This window comes from Salinisphaera sp. SPP-AMP-43 (assembly GCF_049568105.1).
Lineage (GTDB): Bacteria > Pseudomonadota > Gammaproteobacteria > Nevskiales > Salinisphaeraceae > Salinisphaera.
Window position 1 is genome coordinate 3,774,861 of record NZ_CP145335.1, and the last position, 15,274, is coordinate 3,790,134.

General features: G+C 64.4%; 16 protein-coding genes. 7 read left to right on the forward strand and 9 right to left on the reverse strand.

The features are described from left to right. Nucleotides 1-82: 82 nt before the first annotated feature. Both V5738_RS16310 and V5738_RS16315 read right to left on the reverse strand, forming a co-directional pair. Nucleotides 83-1,342: a DUF445 domain-containing protein gene (locus V5738_RS16310; protein WP_423821869.1), complete on the reverse strand. Its 1,260-nt coding sequence runs from the start codon at nucleotides 1,340-1,342 to the stop codon at nucleotides 83-85. A gap of 84 nt (nucleotides 1,343-1,426) precedes the next feature. Beyond that, nucleotides 1,427-1,903, reverse strand: a complete 477-nt coding sequence (locus V5738_RS16315) for a GbsR/MarR family transcriptional regulator (RefSeq protein ID WP_423821870.1) — start codon at nucleotides 1,901-1,903, stop codon at nucleotides 1,427-1,429. A 114-nt stretch (nucleotides 1,904-2,017) separates the two neighbouring features. On the opposite strand from V5738_RS16315, the gene V5738_RS16320 reads away from it, so the two are divergent. Both V5738_RS16320 and V5738_RS16325 read left to right on the forward strand, forming a co-directional pair. Continuing rightward, nucleotides 2,018-3,088, forward strand: a complete 1,071-nt coding sequence (locus tag V5738_RS16320) for a sulfite oxidase (protein WP_423821871.1) — start codon at nucleotides 2,018-2,020, stop codon at nucleotides 3,086-3,088. Between the two features lie 74 nt (nucleotides 3,089-3,162). Then, nucleotides 3,163-3,819: an HAD-IA family hydrolase gene (locus V5738_RS16325; protein ID WP_423821872.1), complete on the forward strand. Its 657-nt coding sequence runs from the start codon at nucleotides 3,163-3,165 to the stop codon at nucleotides 3,817-3,819. Nucleotides 3,820-3,834: 15 nt separating this feature from the next. Here the strand turns inward: V5738_RS16325 and V5738_RS16330 are convergent, their stop codons facing one another. The 3 genes from V5738_RS16330 to V5738_RS16340 all read right to left on the reverse strand — a co-directional run bounded on the left by V5738_RS16330 (nucleotide 3,835) and on the right by V5738_RS16340 (nucleotide 5,877). After that, on the reverse strand, nucleotides 3,835-4,152 hold the full coding sequence (locus tag V5738_RS16330) for a DUF190 domain-containing protein (protein ID WP_423821873.1): 318 nt from the start codon (nucleotides 4,150-4,152) through the stop codon (nucleotides 3,835-3,837). Beyond that, on the reverse strand, nucleotides 4,149-4,547 hold the full coding sequence (gene crcB, locus V5738_RS16335; RefSeq protein WP_423824197.1) for a fluoride efflux transporter CrcB: 399 nt from the start codon (nucleotides 4,545-4,547) through the stop codon (nucleotides 4,149-4,151). The genes V5738_RS16330 and crcB overlap by 4 nt, the downstream gene beginning before the upstream one ends. A 268-nt stretch (nucleotides 4,548-4,815) precedes the next feature. Then, nucleotides 4,816-5,877, reverse strand: a complete 1,062-nt coding sequence (locus V5738_RS16340; RefSeq protein ID WP_423821874.1) for a YeiH family protein — start codon at nucleotides 5,875-5,877, stop codon at nucleotides 4,816-4,818. Between the two features lie 98 nt (nucleotides 5,878-5,975). Between V5738_RS16340 and V5738_RS16345 the strand changes: the two genes are divergently transcribed. The 3 genes from V5738_RS16345 to V5738_RS16355 all read left to right on the forward strand — a co-directional run bounded on the left by V5738_RS16345 (nucleotide 5,976) and on the right by V5738_RS16355 (nucleotide 8,692). After that, entirely contained in the window at nucleotides 5,976-6,863 is an 888-nt protein-coding gene (locus V5738_RS16345) for a LysR substrate-binding domain-containing protein (protein ID WP_423821875.1), read from the forward strand. A gap of 90 nt (nucleotides 6,864-6,953) precedes the next feature. Further along, nucleotides 6,954-7,712 carry a hypothetical protein gene (locus tag V5738_RS16350; RefSeq protein ID WP_423821876.1) on the forward strand — a complete coding sequence of 253 codons (759 nt, stop codon included), beginning with the start codon at nucleotides 6,954-6,956 and terminating at the stop codon, nucleotides 7,710-7,712. A gap of 239 nt (nucleotides 7,713-7,951) precedes the next feature. Continuing rightward, nucleotides 7,952-8,692: a DsbA family protein gene (locus V5738_RS16355; RefSeq protein WP_423821877.1), complete on the forward strand. Its 741-nt coding sequence runs from the start codon at nucleotides 7,952-7,954 to the stop codon at nucleotides 8,690-8,692. A gap of 58 nt (nucleotides 8,693-8,750) precedes the next feature. Here V5738_RS16355 and V5738_RS16360 read toward each other — a convergent pair whose 3' ends face one another. Together V5738_RS16360 and V5738_RS16365 are read right to left on the reverse strand one after the other, a co-directional pair. After that, the gene (locus tag V5738_RS16360) at nucleotides 8,751-10,271 is read right to left on the reverse strand and encodes a DUF3482 domain-containing protein (protein WP_423821878.1); all 1,521 of its coding nucleotides are present in this window, start codon (nucleotides 10,269-10,271) and stop codon (nucleotides 8,751-8,753) included. Then, on the reverse strand, nucleotides 10,255-11,670 hold the full coding sequence (locus tag V5738_RS16365) for a DUF2868 domain-containing protein (protein WP_423821879.1): 1,416 nt from the start codon (nucleotides 11,668-11,670) through the stop codon (nucleotides 10,255-10,257). Before V5738_RS16365 ends, V5738_RS16360 begins: the two co-directional genes overlap by 17 nt. A 414-nt stretch (nucleotides 11,671-12,084) precedes the next feature. On the opposite strand from V5738_RS16365, the gene moaA reads away from it, so the two are divergent. Both moaA and ybaK read left to right on the forward strand, forming a co-directional pair. Next, the gene (gene moaA / locus V5738_RS16370) at nucleotides 12,085-13,113 is read left to right on the forward strand and encodes a GTP 3',8-cyclase MoaA (RefSeq protein ID WP_423821880.1); all 1,029 of its coding nucleotides are present in this window, start codon (nucleotides 12,085-12,087) and stop codon (nucleotides 13,111-13,113) included. Between the two features lie 634 nt (nucleotides 13,114-13,747). Further along, on the forward strand, nucleotides 13,748-14,224 hold the full coding sequence (gene ybaK, locus V5738_RS16375) for a Cys-tRNA(Pro) deacylase (RefSeq protein WP_423821881.1): 477 nt from the start codon (nucleotides 13,748-13,750) through the stop codon (nucleotides 14,222-14,224). Between the two features lie 36 nt (nucleotides 14,225-14,260). Here the strand turns inward: ybaK and V5738_RS16380 are convergent, their stop codons facing one another. Next, nucleotides 14,261-14,407, reverse strand: a complete 147-nt coding sequence (locus tag V5738_RS16380; protein ID WP_423821882.1) for a hypothetical protein — start codon at nucleotides 14,405-14,407, stop codon at nucleotides 14,261-14,263. Next, the gene (locus V5738_RS16385; RefSeq protein ID WP_423821883.1) at nucleotides 14,380-14,865 is read right to left on the reverse strand and encodes a hypothetical protein; all 486 of its coding nucleotides are present in this window, start codon (nucleotides 14,863-14,865) and stop codon (nucleotides 14,380-14,382) included. The genes V5738_RS16380 and V5738_RS16385 overlap by 28 nt, the downstream gene beginning before the upstream one ends. Nucleotides 14,866-15,274: the final 409 nt, after the last annotated feature.

Consider the following 15,274-nt stretch of genomic DNA (forward strand, 5'->3'; position numbering starts at 1 on the left):
ATTACCCGCGACTTTGTAGTGTGGACCCGGCGCCTAGGCTCTGCGTGCAGCCCCGGAGATGCAAGCCAAGCTGCGCGGACGCTCACCAGAGCGATCCGAAATGATCGTTGAATACGCTGGAAAAGACCACGATGAGCTGAAACCAGCCCACCATGAAACCAAGTACTGCACCAACCGCGATCAGAATCCATTCGTCTTCTTCGAAGGCCGGGCGCAGCATCGCCTCGAACTGATGCGGGGTCAGCGACTGCAGCCGCTCGACCAAGGTTTGTCTGATCGCCATGGTGCGCTCGGCATAGCCGGTCAGCCGGGCGAGCATGGCCGGCAGTTCGGCAATCACTTCATCGATCGCCTCGGTCTTGAGCCGTTCATAATCGTCGGCGCCCAAAGTCCAATCGACCACGGTTCGGGTATTGCGCATGGCATGATCGATGGCCGAGTCGACTTCGCGCCGAATCAGCGCCCGGAGTTTATCGCCGTACGGCCCGTCCAGCATCTCGGCGACGATCTGCTCGGGCGTGATGATATGGTCGGCGACCAGATCGCCGTAGTCGGCCGCCACCTCGTTCTGGCGTTTGAAAAACAGTCCCTGGATACGAAACGGTCCGATACGCCGGCCGCGCTTCGGATTGAAGATCATCTTCAGCGCCAGCCAGTTGGTCGCTAGACCCACCAAAACGCCGAACGCCGGCAGCAGCCACCACGGCTGCCAGAAGATCCACACCAGCATCTGGATCAGGCCGAAGGCAAAACCGAAATAGGCCCCGGAACGGCCGATGAACACGAACTCGTCGTGCCCGGTCTTGAGAAACACGTGATTGAGCAGCCGCTTCTCGCGTACCAGCACGCGCGTGATCATGCTCTTGAGATCGAACAGGTAGTGGATATTGTCCTGTACTTCGCGGGTGACGCTGGCGACGATCTCCGGCGCCTGGGCCCGTAGCCGCCACTTGAGCGTGGCCCGCAGGCCATCGGGCAGGCTCGACCAGAGCCAGGCATGATGGCGACTCATGACCGTATCGATCACGTCGTCGACCAATACCAATACCGGCCCCTCGATTTCGGTGGCCACTTCGTCTGGCTTGATTCGGCCGAACATTTCGGCCTCGGTGATCAGCGACTCGGTGATGGTGTCGACCGCGATCCCGGTCATCTTCGAAGCCTTGCGCGGCACGATGCCCTGCCAGCCAAGGTAGGGGCGAACCAGGCCGACGAACTCGATCGGATGGAACATCATCCGGATCGCCACGACATTGGTGATATAGCCGACCACCGCGCTGATCACCGGCATCGATAGATAGCGCCACGTATCGCCGCCGAAGTGGAACAGATCGAAGCTCATGGACGCATCATACGGACAACCCGGGCAGGCACGATCGCAGGGTGGCCAGCATAGCAGCCGGCGGATCGGCCGCTGCCCGAGCTTTCAGAATCGGTCGTCGTTCGACGAATCCGACTTGAGATCGTCGATCAGGGCCTTGGTCTGGGCGCGGGCGGCATCCACGAAGCGATGCATGTCGGCCAGACGGGCCTGGGCGCCGGTACGACTCGAAGCGAGCTCGTCCTGGGCCGTGGCCAGCGATTGTCCGAGCACGCCCATGCGCTCGACATACCCCTCCAGCACGCGCAGATAGTGCCGCGGTGCGAGCTGGTAGTAGTCCTGACGGTCGCCGGGCCTGGCCGTGGCCTCCAGCACCCCCAGGTCGCGCAGCATCCGGGCGTTGGTGGAAATGCTGGCTCTCGATACCTGCAGCTCGTTCGCCAGCGACGACAGGCTAGTCGGCCCGCCGTGGATGATGAAATACCCGAGAATCCGTCCGGCGATTCGGGGCAAACCGTCCCCCTGGGCGGACAGCCCCATGCGCTCGATAAACGCTGTAATCGCCTGCTCGTCGCTCGCCATCGGCGCAAGCGTATTGGCCGGTCATATCTGCGTCAACAAACCCGGTCCGCGGCGGTCGTTTCGCCCGGGATTTTATTCTAGTCTGGCGGCATCCAAACGCCCGTAACCACTGCCATGCCGCGTTGTACCGATCTCGTCAAACCCACGCCCGACGAGCTATTCACCACGCCGGAACACGGCCAGAGCCGCAATGCCGAAACCCGTCCGACCCGGCTCGACGGCTATCTCACGCCGAACGCCCAGTTCTATGTCCGCAACCACTACGCCACCCCGATCATCGATCGCGAGAGTTGGCGGCTGGCATTGTTCGGCAACGGCCTCGAACGTTGTCTGACGTTGGGCCATGCCGAGCTGGCGGCTCTGCCGCAGGTCTCGCTCATCCGGGCGATCGAGTGCGCCGGCAATGCCCGGCGTTTTTTCGAACACGATTTCGGCCGCCAGGCCGGCAACGCCCAGTGGCAGGCCGGTGCGATTGGCGTCGCTGAATGGACCGGCGTGCGGCTGCGCGATGTGCTCGCACTGGCCGGTGTCCGCCGAGACGCACTGGACGTGGTGCCGGAGGGGCTCGACGAAGGCCGCTTTGCTCGGCCGCTGCCAATCGCCAAGGCTCAGGCCGATGATACGTTGATCGCCCTGGCGATGAACGGCGAGCCGCTGCCGGCCGACCACGGTTTTCCGGCCCGGCTGGTCGTCTCCGGCTGGCTGGGCGCGGCCAGCATCAAGTGGCTGGGCCGTATCGAAGTGGCCTGCCAGCCTCGCTATACGCACTGGAACACGGCCGATTACACCCTGGCCGGCCCGAACTACCCGGCCGAGCCGCCGGCCGATGGCGTGCCGGTAACGGTGATGCCGGTGATGAACGTCACCGAGCTGGATCGTCCGGCCTATCTCAGCCCTGGCGCGCAGGTAATCCGCGGCCGGGCTTTTTCTGGCGAGGGTCGGGTCCGCCGAGTGGAATACGCCATCGACGACGGCGACTGGCAGGATGCCGAGCTCGGCGAGCCCAATATCCCGGCGGCATGGGTACGCTGGGCCTTCGTATGGCAGGCCACCGCCGGCGAACATACGCTGCGGGTTCGGGCCACCGACGAACATGGCCACTGCCAACCAGCCGAGCTGCCGTGGAACGACCACGGCGTGCTCTACAATGCCGTGGTCGACCACCCGATCATCGTCACCAACTGATTCGCCGTGGCCGGCGTCACGACGCTACACTGGCGCCAGCGCACGCCCGCCTCGCTTTGCCCAAGGACCGGCTCATGGCTCGTACCCCGCCTTTTGCTGCCATTATCTACGACTGCGACGGCACGCTCGTCGACAGCGAACTGCTCAATGCCCGCTGCATGGTCGATCTGATTGCTGCCGAACACGGTATCCACTTGGATGCGGCGGCACTGGAAACCGAGTTTCGCGGCGGCAAGTTCGCCGATATGTGCGATACCCTATCGGCTCGGCATGCCATCGACCTCGGCGCCGATTTCGCGCCCCGCTATCGGACCTATGCCAGCGAAGTATTCGAGCGCGAACTCCAGCCCATACCGGGCGTACAGGCTGCGATCGAAGCGATCGGCGGCCCGCGCTGTGTCGCCTCCTCGGGTCCGCCCGGCAAGCTCGCAACCGCGCTACGGGTGACCGGTCTGGCGCCCTATTTCGGCGCGTATGTGTTCTCGGCCTATGAGATCGAGGCTTGGAAACCCGAGCCGGATCTGTTTTTCCATGCGGCCCAGGCGCTGGGCGTCGAAGCGGCCGACTGCGTGGTCATCGAGGACAGCGATGCCGGTGTCGAGGCCGCCCGTCGGGCCGGCATGCGCGTCTTCGGTTACGACCACCGGCGGACCATCGGCGAGCATCCGCAGGCCGACCTGACGCGTTTTACCGATTTCGCCGAGCTGCCTGGGCTGGTCGCCCGCGGCTGAGCCACCCGACAGGCCTCACTCCCCGCCGAACTGCCAGTAGTCGATCTGGCGGCGTACGCAGAACACGTTCATACCGGCGTCTTCGACCGCGCGCATGAGCTTGTCGGCCTCGCCGCCGTCGAGCACGAACATCAGCTCCTGTGGCTCATCGGTCTGCTCGAAGAAATGTGCCGAGTGGGTATGGCCGTTGGCGCCGACGCCGGAGACTGCGTCCCGACGGGTCATGCGGGTCACGCCCTGCGACTTGGCCAGCTGCGCGACCGCATCCAGTACCGGCCGGCCGTCGTGGCGGCGCGAGCGCGGTGCCATGAAGATGATCTCGAACCCCTTCATTGAGTCGCTCCGGTTAAATGCCTCAGGCCGGCGAAGGTCGCCATCCCCAGGCCGGTCATGAGCAGCGAACCCAGCACATGGCCCGCGATACCGGCAAAAGCCCAGAGCAACCGGCCGTCCTGAATCTGAGTCAATATTTCTGCTGAAAACGTCGAAAAGGTGGTCAACGCTCCGAGGAAACCGGTCACGATCATCAACCGCCAGAACGAAGACAGTTCCGGCAGCGCCGAAAACGCGGCCACGGCGATGCCGATCAGAAACGCACCGAGCAGATTGGCCGCCAAAGTGCCGGGCGGCAGGGTCGGCAGGTAGCTGTTCAGCCCCAGACCGATTGCCCAACGCAGATTCGCTCCGACCGCGGCGCCAATCGCGATCGCGGCGACGGAATAGATCAACGGCATGCGCTTGTCCTCGGCATATTCGGCTCCGCTTTCCGATGCCTGGGTCTGGCCTGTCGGATGGGACTGCGTCGGGTCGTAGACGGTCAGCCCTTCAGAGTCGGACATGGCTTCGGATCACTAGAAAACTGGCTCTAGATTGGCGGAATTTAGCCTATGCGTCACGTCGTCGGCTTCTGCGGACGCCCCCGTCGACCGACCGATCGGCAAGCATAGACCGCCTGTAGATACTGCCGGCCGGGCTTTAAGACCGGACCCATGCAGGTCAGCTCGCCAGCAGGCAGGCGCCGCTCAGCGCCAGTGCACTCAGCCAGAGCGCGACCACAGCACCGAGAAACAACGGCCGCCATCCCAGTCGGAGCACGGCGATCAAGCGCGTATGCAGACCCATCGCCACCATAGCGGCCGCCAGAAGCGCGGCATCGAAATCGACCAGCCCGCTGTGCACCGCCTGCGGCAGCGATATGATCGAATTCAACCCGACCACGACCACGAACAACAGTACGAACATCGGAAACGGCGCCTTGCCCGGCTGTGCCGAATCCTGGGCATGCCCGCGACGACGCCACCAAAGCGCCAGCACCGCGCAGACCGGTGCCAGCAAGGCGACCCGCGAGAGCTTATAGAGGCTGGCGTCGACGCCGGCCTGACCGTCGAAAGCAAAACCGGCAGCCACAGCCTGGGCTACTTCATGTATCGATCCCCCGGCCCAGGCGGCATAAACCGGCTCTGACAAGTCGAGCACATGAGCAATCGCTGGGTAGGCGAACATGGCGAACGTGCCGTAGACCGTCACCATGGCGATCGAACAGGCCACATCCTGTTCACGGCCTCGGACCACGCCATCGACTGCAACCACCGCCGAAGCGCCACAGATGCCGGTCCCACAGCCGACCAGCACGCTCAGCGTATCCGGCAGGCCAAGCAGGCGTCCGAGTCCGATCGCGAGCGCGATCGTGCTCGTCACGCCCACGGCCACCAGGGCCATGCCGCCCACGCCGACCGATAGCATGTCCTGCAGCCCGAGCCGAAAACCCAGCAGCACGATGCCTGTCCGCAGCAACCAGTGCAGTGTCCAGCGGATACCGGGCTCGACCTTGGCCGGCAGCGGCACCGCCAGCCGGATCGCCACGCCAAGCAGAATCCCGACCGTCAATGCGCTTAGAGGAATGACCTGATTAAGAGCCGGCCAGGAGGCGATCGCATACGACACCCCCGCGAGCACGCTGCACAGCAACAGCCCGGGCAGGATGACGCCGATCCGTCGGCCCCAGGTTCGCTCTGGATGGCCGGAGACCTGAGGGTCACTTGCGACTACGTTCGTCATGGGATCACTCGATGATCAATGATCCGCTGACGTTAGATCGACAGTTCGTACGATAATATCGATTTATACCGAACAAACCATTCGGCTCAACCGAACAGATGACATCGACCCGATTCACCCTCCGCCAGCTGGATATCTTCGCGGCGGTCATGCAGACCGGCCAGGTTCGAGCGGCGGCCGAGGCCCTGCATCTTGGCCAGGCAGCTGTCAGCCAGGCGCTACGGGAACTCGCCGAAGCGCTTGAGACCCCGCTGTTCGTACGTCGCGGCCGGCAGCTGGAGCCGACCCCCGAAGCCCATCGCTTGCTTGCGCTTACACGCGGGCCTCGGGCTGCCCTGACCGACCTACCCGCGCAGCTGCATGGCACCGAACAGGGCCAGCTGAGCGGCCCGATTCATATCGCGGCCTCGAGCACCATCGCCCGCTATCTGCTGCCGGCGCCAATCGCACGCCTGAGCCGGGCCTATCCCGAGTTGCAGCTGACCCTGTCTTCCGGCAACAGCGCTGTCGTCGAGCAACGCATCGCCGAAGGCCGCGCCGACTTCGGCTTCATCGAAGGCCCCACCCGGCGCGACGATATCGCCAGCCGACGCTGGCATACCGACCAGCTGACGATCATCGGCCCACCCGAAGCTCCGGCCGAAATTGATGCTGCTGCACTCGACGCTTGGCCCTGGGTGGCCCGCGAAGCCGGCTCGGGGACCCGGGTCGTGTTCGAACACAGCCTGGCTCTGGCCGGTCTTCCAGTGCCGCCGGCCGCCCTGACCGTCGATGACAGCGGCGCCCAGGTACGGGCCGTGGCCGCCGGCGCCGGACTGGCCTGTGTGAGCCGTGCCGCCGCCACGGCTGCCGCCGATTCCGGGCGCATACGTTTTATTACCTTGCCGAACCAGAGCCTGGCACGCCCGCTTTGGGCCATTCGGCGTAGCGATACGGTCGACACCCCCTTGCTGGGCCGCCTGCTCGCCGCGCTCACCCCCGCGTGACGTCAACCCCTCGCGGGTCAGCCGCCGTTAAACCGACTGCGCTATCGTTCGAGGCATCAATAAGTTATGCCAGAACGAGAGAGGGACAACATGACGGTTAAAACCACTGCGATTACCGGGCTAACCGCAATCACACTGGCCGCAGGTAGCACGGCGGCCTTCGCTGCCGACGCCGATCAGCCGAGCTCGGCCAGCCAGGATGCCAGCAGCCAGACCCAGGGCATGTATTCCGCCGATCAGCTCATGGATGCTGACGTCTATGCCAAGGGCGACTCCAAGAACTCGATTGGCGAGATTGAGGACGTACTCCTCGACAACGGTATGAAGATTCAGTCGTTCGTCGTCGAGACCAAAGGCAAGCTGGGCTTGGTCGGCGGCAAAAGCTATGTCATCTCGCCCAACAATCTGACGGTACAGACGCTGAAAACCGAACATGCCAGCGAGCCGAACTATCGGATCAACCTGGACATGACCCGCGACGATCTGTCGAATCAGCCGATCTACAGCGATTCCTGGTGGACCAATACCCAAAAACAGGCCAGCGATGCTTGGCAAGAAACCAAGCATGGCGCTAACAGCGCTTGGAACTCGGTAAAAAACACTACCAGTGGCTGGTTCAACGACAGCGAAAATCAGGTCCAGGACGCGGCCGACGCTACCCACGACGCGGCCCAAAATGCCGGTAACAAGGCAGCCGACGCTGCCAACAATGCCAGCGATAAAACGGCCGATGCGGCCAACAAAGTCAAGGACAAGACCGCCGACGCGGCCAATAAAGCTGGCAACAAGGCTTCGAACGCTGCCGACCAGACCAGCGACCAAATCGACGACGCTACCGATCACAACTGATCGCTAAGCACACGTCGCGAACCGGGCGCCGCACGCCCGTCGTTCAAGAGGCCCTTCGGGGCCTCTTTTTTATGCGCGCGATCGCCAAGCGCTCGGTTTTCATCGCCCGGAGGGGTGGCTCGGCCAGAGCGCGCTGATGGCCGGCAGGGCCGAATGAGCGGGTACGCCGTACTCGTATGAAACCGCAACAGACCCTAGAATGACATTCGGTTCGGTTTTCCCAGTCGAAGGAGCGGCGGATGAGTCCGCAGAACAACAGTAAACAGAGCAGCCTGTTCGGCGCCCTGTTCTTTCCGGTACTGATTATCGGTGCCTTGATCGTCATCGCGATCCTGGTCATGAGCTTTTCTGGCAACAAGCGCACCGCCCCGTCGCCGAACGATAATGTTCGCCAGGTCAGCGCCGAGGCCATGAAGGCGCTGCGTAGCCAGTACGACCAACTCGGCGAATCGATGGGCGATCCCAATGCCCCGGTCACCGTCCGCGAATTCGGCGATTATCAGTGCCCGGCCTGTGGCCAGTTCGAGTCGACCGCCGAACGCATTCGCCAGGAATACGCCGAATCCGGCCAGGTACGCTTCATCTTCTTCGACTTCCCACTGCCGATGCATGCCAATGCCCAGTCCGCGGCGATTGCGGCTGGCTGTGCCGCCCGTCAGGACAAATTCTGGCCTTATCACAACAAGCTCTACCACGCGCAGAGCCGATGGTCCGAACAGTCCGACCCAAGCTCGACGTTTCTCGATCTGGCGGTGGAAACCGGCCTGGACTCTGGCAAGCTTCAGGCCTGCATGAACGACAAGACGCCACTGGCCAATATCAACGCCGAGCGCGAAGCCGGTCAGAAGGTCAAGCTGCGGGCGACCCCGACGGTGCTGGTCGGCAATACCGAATTCGTCGGTGGCCCGGCTTACGACAAGCTCAAAAACGCCATCGAACAGGCGCTTGCGGCCAACGGCCAGAACGCGGGCACCGACTGATCCGGCCCGCCCCTATGGCCGCCGGCCGGCCCGGCGGCCATAGGGGCGGCCGACGCGGCTAGTCGAAATCGCCTTTTTCGATTTCGGCCAGGGTCGCTTCGATCGCGCTGCGTGCCTCGGCCTGTTCTTCCTCGCCGGCTCGTTCCCGGGCCGCATTGCGAAACCAGCGGGCCAACAGTTTCTGGCGCTCGCTGGGTAGTCGATGCACCGTAGCATCGGCCTGATCGGCCCGGCGTTCGGCCGCGGCCAGCCGTTCGCCGCCGCGCACGGCATGGGTGCGATCGATAATCGCCCGGTAGCGAATCAGGATACTGTCGAGCAGAATCCAGGCGAAATTCGGGCTTTTCGGCGGACCGAGGGTGACCCGCCGGCCGCCGCCGGCCAACGCCCCAGCCCGGCCGACCGAGATATTGAGGGTCGGCAACGCATCGCCCTTGAAATAAGCCAGCGCCCCACCTACCCCGCTACCGAACAGGGTCGCCAGCCCCAGGGTGTGCCCGAAGGTGCCGGCATCGACCGACAGACCAGCGCCGGCGCCTACCGCGGCCCCGGCGAAGGTCAGCTGACGCCGAGTCAGGCCAAAGCGCCGCCAAGTCTCGTCGTGGGCCAGATCCAGCCCGTCCGAGGCGAGTACGCCGGTGGCGGCCCGGGTTCGGCGGTGCCGATACAGATCGAGCAAGGCATCGGAGGCCTCACGCTCTAGTTCGGCAATACGTCTATAGTAGCGCTGGCTGGACTCAGTGATGGCCCGACGGCGGGTAGCTTCGGGGGTTTCGCTATCGGCATAATCGGCATGCTCGCGCAGGGTTAGCGCACTGCGCAGAAAGCTCTGAATACGCTCGGCGGCTTCTTCACGGCGCTGCTGCCATTCGGCATCCAACAGTGCCAGCGTGGTGTCCAGATGATCGTGGTCGCGTTCATCGATCTGGTTGAGTGCCGCCAACAGGTCGCGCCGGGTTTCATAGCGCGCGGCAAAGGCATCAAAGGTCCGCACCAGATTGAAGGCTTTGCCGAGCTCGGCGCGCCAGGCCTGGATATGCTGGCCGGCCTCGCCGGCGGTCTCGCGCCGATGCGGGTTGAGCACGGCCAGGCGGGGTCCGGCCGACAGCCGCAGGATCTCGATTTCGGCGATGAAGGCATCGTGCAGACGTACATCCGGGTCGACCACATACAGCACCCCGGCGCCTTCGATCAGCGGCTCAAGCAGACGACACTCATCGACGAATTCCTCGGAATCGCGGTAGCGCTCAACGAAGCGCACCAGCGTCTCCGGCCCTGGCCCGCGGGCCGGGTCGTTGGCCATCTCACGAATCGCACGCAGCGCCTCGACCGGCTGTTGGAAACCCGGCGTATCGACGAAGCGCAGCCGCTCCTGGCCGTCGAGTACTAGCGATAGCCGCTGGCAACGGGTGGTTTCGCCCGGCTCGGCCGAAATCCGAATGACCGCTTCGTCATCCTCTTCGAGCAGGGTCGCCAGAACTGCGGATTTGCCCATATTGACCTTGCCGACCACGGCAAAGGTGGGCACGCCCGGCGAAATCCAGGCGGGTGGCTCGGCGATGTTACGCGGCGGGGTCATAGCCGGCGATTTCCGTGGCAGGGTCTCGCAGATTGTCGATGAACGCCGTCCAGCGTGCCAAGTGTTCCGGTGCCGGTGGCGCCGGTGCGCCCTCGGCCTCGCCCACGATCACCCAGGTAGCCGGGGTCGCGCGGCCGATCGCCGAGCGTACGCGTTCATGTAAGCGCGCCGCCTGGCGCGGCGACAACGCCCAATCGGTGGCCATCAGCACCACGTGTTTCGGTTTGTCGGCCAGCGCGGCGTCGGCAGCGGCTTCAGCGTCGGCATCCAGTACGCTGACGCGGTGGGTCGCCTGAGGATTCACACGCAGGCGCCGCAGCAAGAAACCGCGCACCGCCTCGCCATCGATCCCATGGCCGCCGACATCCAGAACCAGCGCCCCATCGGCGTTGGCATCGGCCACTGCTCCACGGGTCACGCCGGCGAGTTGCCGCCATAGGGTGCGATGCCGGGGCGCCTGAAAATCCAGGCCCGCCAGCGCCCGCCGCCGGCGCAGCGAATAGAGGCCGATCAGGATCAGCCGCGGCAGTGCGCCCCAGACCAGGAGCGCCATGACCAGAAACCGCCACCATGCGCCCGCAATCTCGCCATCCGGCGGCCGTTGGCCGGTCCCTGGACGCAGCCGGCTGGCCTGGATGGCCGAGCCATCGGGCACCGCCGCAGGCCAGAGTTCTGCCCACGGCAACGCCAGGGTGGCGACCGTGGTCTGCATCAGGGCCTCGTTGTCGGGCGTGGCCTCCCAATAGAAACGGACGTCAAAGACCATGATGGTCAACAAAAACGCACAGACCGCGCCGATCGAAAATCCCAGTCCGCCCCACTGCATCAGGCCGGCGGCCCGGGCCACCAGCGCACGACGCGGCGCCCGCGAATCGGTCAACGCCTGCAGCCAGCGTTGATGGGTCTCGCGAGCCTCGGCGCGCTGGGCCAGCGGCCGCATGGCAAGTCGTATCAGCCAAGGCAGCGCGTGGCTACGAGCCAGGGCGATCCGCCGCCCAAGACCGAACAGCACCCAGCTCGCCCAGGGCAGCACCAGCGTGAGCCCGACAAAAATCACGACGTGCACGCGCTGGCCGCTGCCCAGGCATAGTCCCCAGACCAGCGCCACGCTGGCAGCCGCCGACCCCAGCAACAGCCCCCAGCGCAGCAACCCAATCATAAGAATCCAGGTCTGGCTGGGCCAAGGCCGCTGATCGGTCTCGCGACGATGCGCCAACCACAGCCGTAGCCCAGCCGAACGACGACTGGCCTCGGTGACGTCCTTCAAGCGCGGCCGGATATCGCGAACGAACACCGTACGATCGCGCTCGGCGACCGTATCGCCACTGGCCAGCAAGGCCTCGAAATCGAGCAGATCGGCCAGACGCCAGGCCGGGCGCTTTGGGGCAGTTCGCTTCATATAGCCGAGTATTTTAGGGCCTATTGATCGATCGCGTAGCACGGCATGGGTCTTGGGCGCCCGCCTCAAAACACCCGGCGAGCCGGTTTGGCCGCTCGCCTGATCGGGCCGGTGGCCGTGATCGGCACGACATGGTGTCGCCGTCTTAAAATCGCCTGCCATTGTGCCGCAATTCGACCGACCGCTGGCCCGACGCTCTATCATCGGCAGAGATGGCCGGCCGTGGCCGGATCGCAGTTTCAAACAGCAGCCAGGCCAAGGCTTTGTAAGCGCCGCGCCACCGTTTAGCCGTTCGAACGCATCCCGGGTCGGCGACTGGCGGCAGTGGCCCGTAATCAATTCCGGCTATGAAAGACTCAATCTTTCGAGTCTGAATGCATCCCAACCGATCATGCCGATGTTATCCTCCCGGGTATGCAGAGCGTGACCGATACAATGCATCGCCCCCTGCGAGATCTACGCATTTCGCTGACTGATCGCTGCAATTTCCGCTGTACTTACTGTATGCCGCGGGAATTGTTCGGCGCCGAGCATCTGTTTTTGCCGAAGCGCGAACTGCTCGATTTCGATGAAATCGAGCGGCTGGCGCGCATTTCAGCCGGGTTGGGCGTCACCAAGCTGCGTTTGACCGGCGGCGAGCCGCTGCTGCGCCGCGACCTCGATGTACTGGTCGCCCGGTTGGCAGCGATCGACGGTATCGACGATATCTGTCTGACCACCAACGGCTCACTACTGACCGAAAAACGCGCCCACGAACTCGCTGCAGCCGGCATCGATCGAGTGACCTTGAGTCTGGATGCGATCGACGACGAGCGTTTCAAGGCGATCAACGATGTCGGCTTCCCGGCCTCCAAAGTCAGGACTGCGATCGACAATGCCGTGGCCGCCGGGCTGGGGCCGGTCAAGGTCAACTGCGTGCTCCAGCGCGGCGTCAACGAAGACCAAATTCTGCCCATGGCCGAGGCCTTCCGGCATACCGATGTCGTGCTGCGTTTCATCGAATATATGGATGTCGGCACTTCGAACGGCTGGCGCATGGACGATGTCGTGACCGCCCGCCAGATCGTGGACACGATCCGAAGCCGCTACGGGCTCACTCGCCTGCCGGCCACCGCGCCGGGCGAAACCGCCAACCGCTGGCGCTATGACGACGGCGCCGGCGAGATCGGCATCATCGCCTCGGTCTCGCAGCCGTTCTGCGGCGGCTGCACGCGGGCTCGGCTGTCGGCGATCGGCGAACTCTATACCTGCCTGTTCGGCGTACACGGCCGCGATCTGCGCACCCCGTTGCGCAGCGGCGCTACCGACGCCGAGCTGTCGGCGATGTTGGCTGGCATCTGGTCGGCCCGCGACGATCGCTACTCGGAAATCCGTGGCGAAGAAACCGAAAACCGCCGCGGCGATGCCGATGGTCGGGTCGAGATGTCCTATATCGGCGGCTAATACGCCGTGGCCCACGCCATCCGGCTGCCGAAACCCGTTGCACCCGGACCGATCTGGACGAAGCGCTTGCCCGGCGCCGCAGCCGGCGCCAGCTTACGGCCAGCGCCTTGAACGTGGCTGAACTGGTAGCCCTCCTGTTCTGGGCCGCCCAAGGCATGACCGATACCTCACGCCCTCGGCAGGCGGCCGCTATCCGCTGCCCATACAGGCATTGGCGGGCACCGTCGACGCCCTGAGCGCAGATGGTTCTGTCTATGAGCTGGCCACGGGCAAGCTATCGCCAAGACAGCTGGGCGATCCGCGCTCCGGCCTGTATGCGGCGGCCACGCTATCCGAGCCGCCCTAGCTGCGCGCTGACACGCTCGTGCTGGCTGTGCTTGCCGAACAGACCGCGATGGCCACCCAGTTCGTCGCCTAGCCGCCTTATGGGCAACGCGGTCTGCGCTATATTCATAGAAAAACCGGTGCCTTGAACCAGAATGTGTAGCTACAGGCGACGGCCTCGGGCTCGGCTATGTACTGAGCGGCGGTTTCGACAATCGAAGCGTTGGTGCCATTCTTAGCTTTTGCAAACCCATGGCCGCCGCCGCTCTGATCGGTATCGGCCGCCCGGCCCCATAACGAGAAACGACCCATGACCCCGGCGATCAAAGTCCTGGATACGGCCGGCGTGGCCTACGAATTGAGCCGCTATGATGCGAGCGAAGCCCAGGGCGACTATGGCATCGATGCCTCTCGCCAGCTCGGCCTGTCGCCGGCTACCGTGTTCAAAACCCTGGTCGCCGAAACCGATACCCACGAGTTCGTGGTCGCGATCGTGCCGGTCTCTGGCCGCTTGGATCTAAAAAAACTCGCGGCCGCTGTCCAGGCTAAAAAAAGCTTCATGGCCGATCCGGCCCAGGTCGAAAAAACCACCGGCTACGTGCTCGGCGGGGTCAGCCCACTGGGGCAGAAAAAACCGCTTTCGACCGTCATCGATGCTGCCGCCGAAGCACTCGACCAGATGCATGTCAGCGGCGGTCGGCGCGGGCTGGAAATCAGCCTCGATCCGGCCGCCCTCGCCCGGCTCACGAACGCGCGATTCGCAGACATCACGGCCCACGGCGCCTGACCGACATGACCGCGAGAGCCGGCCGCAGCCGCCAGCTCAACCCAGAAAATCAACCCGCTGCTCAACGCCCGATGCGATCGCGGTCTGGAACGGCAGGCCGACGCTGGCAAACAGCGTGGTCTCATCGCGCGAGCGCCGCCACGGATGCTGGCCATTCAAAACCTGGTCGAGCTCAACATCCACGGCCGCAGCACTCGGCCCAGCGCCGCCCCGGTGGACACAGCCCGCTGGCGATCGTCGCAGATGAAAACACCGGCCTCGATCAGTTCCGCGGCAGTCTCGCTCTTGCCGGGCTGGTCGGCGCCCCGCGTCGACACATGCAGACGGGGCGGCACGTCGCAGGCGGCCACCACTGGCTTGCGCGACTCGGTCGCCACGAGCGCGATATCACTATCGCGTAGGGCCTCCCCGGCCGAGACGAATGGCTCGACCGGCGCTGCGCTGGCATCGGCCATGCACTGGGCGAACTCCGACCGACGTCTGGCCTGCCGGTCAAAAGCCCGAACGCGCCGAACCGGGCGCAGCGCAGCCAACGCACGCAGCTGATGATGGCCCTGGACGCCGCAGTCAATCACGGCGACCGTGTCGGCGTCTGCGCGCGCCAAAGCATGGGCTGCCAATGCACTGGCCGCCCCCTGCATAGCGCAGTCAGCAACGTTGAATCCATCACTGCCAACAACCGGCCACAGGCCCTCTCGTGTAGACAAAGCACGTCGTTGATGGCCGGGTCTTCGGCCGGATATTCGACGTGTATCTTGACCGTATAAGCGGTAACGCCCGGTGCTATGCCGGGAAACAACACGGTCGCGCTGCCCGGGCCTGGAAGAGCGGCATTGATACGCTGGGCGCGCTCGATCCGAGCGTCCGAATAGGCCATGAATCCGTGGCGCAGACGATCGGCCAGCAAGGCAGGACCGATGCATGTCTCGACGTCCGAGCGCCTAAGAACGAGTGTTGCCATGGTCATCGCCCGGTCGGAACGGCTATCTCGTTAGGGCACATTGTCGCGGGATGTGCCCTAGGAGCCTTGAGTTTTCCTTGCGCGTGCGC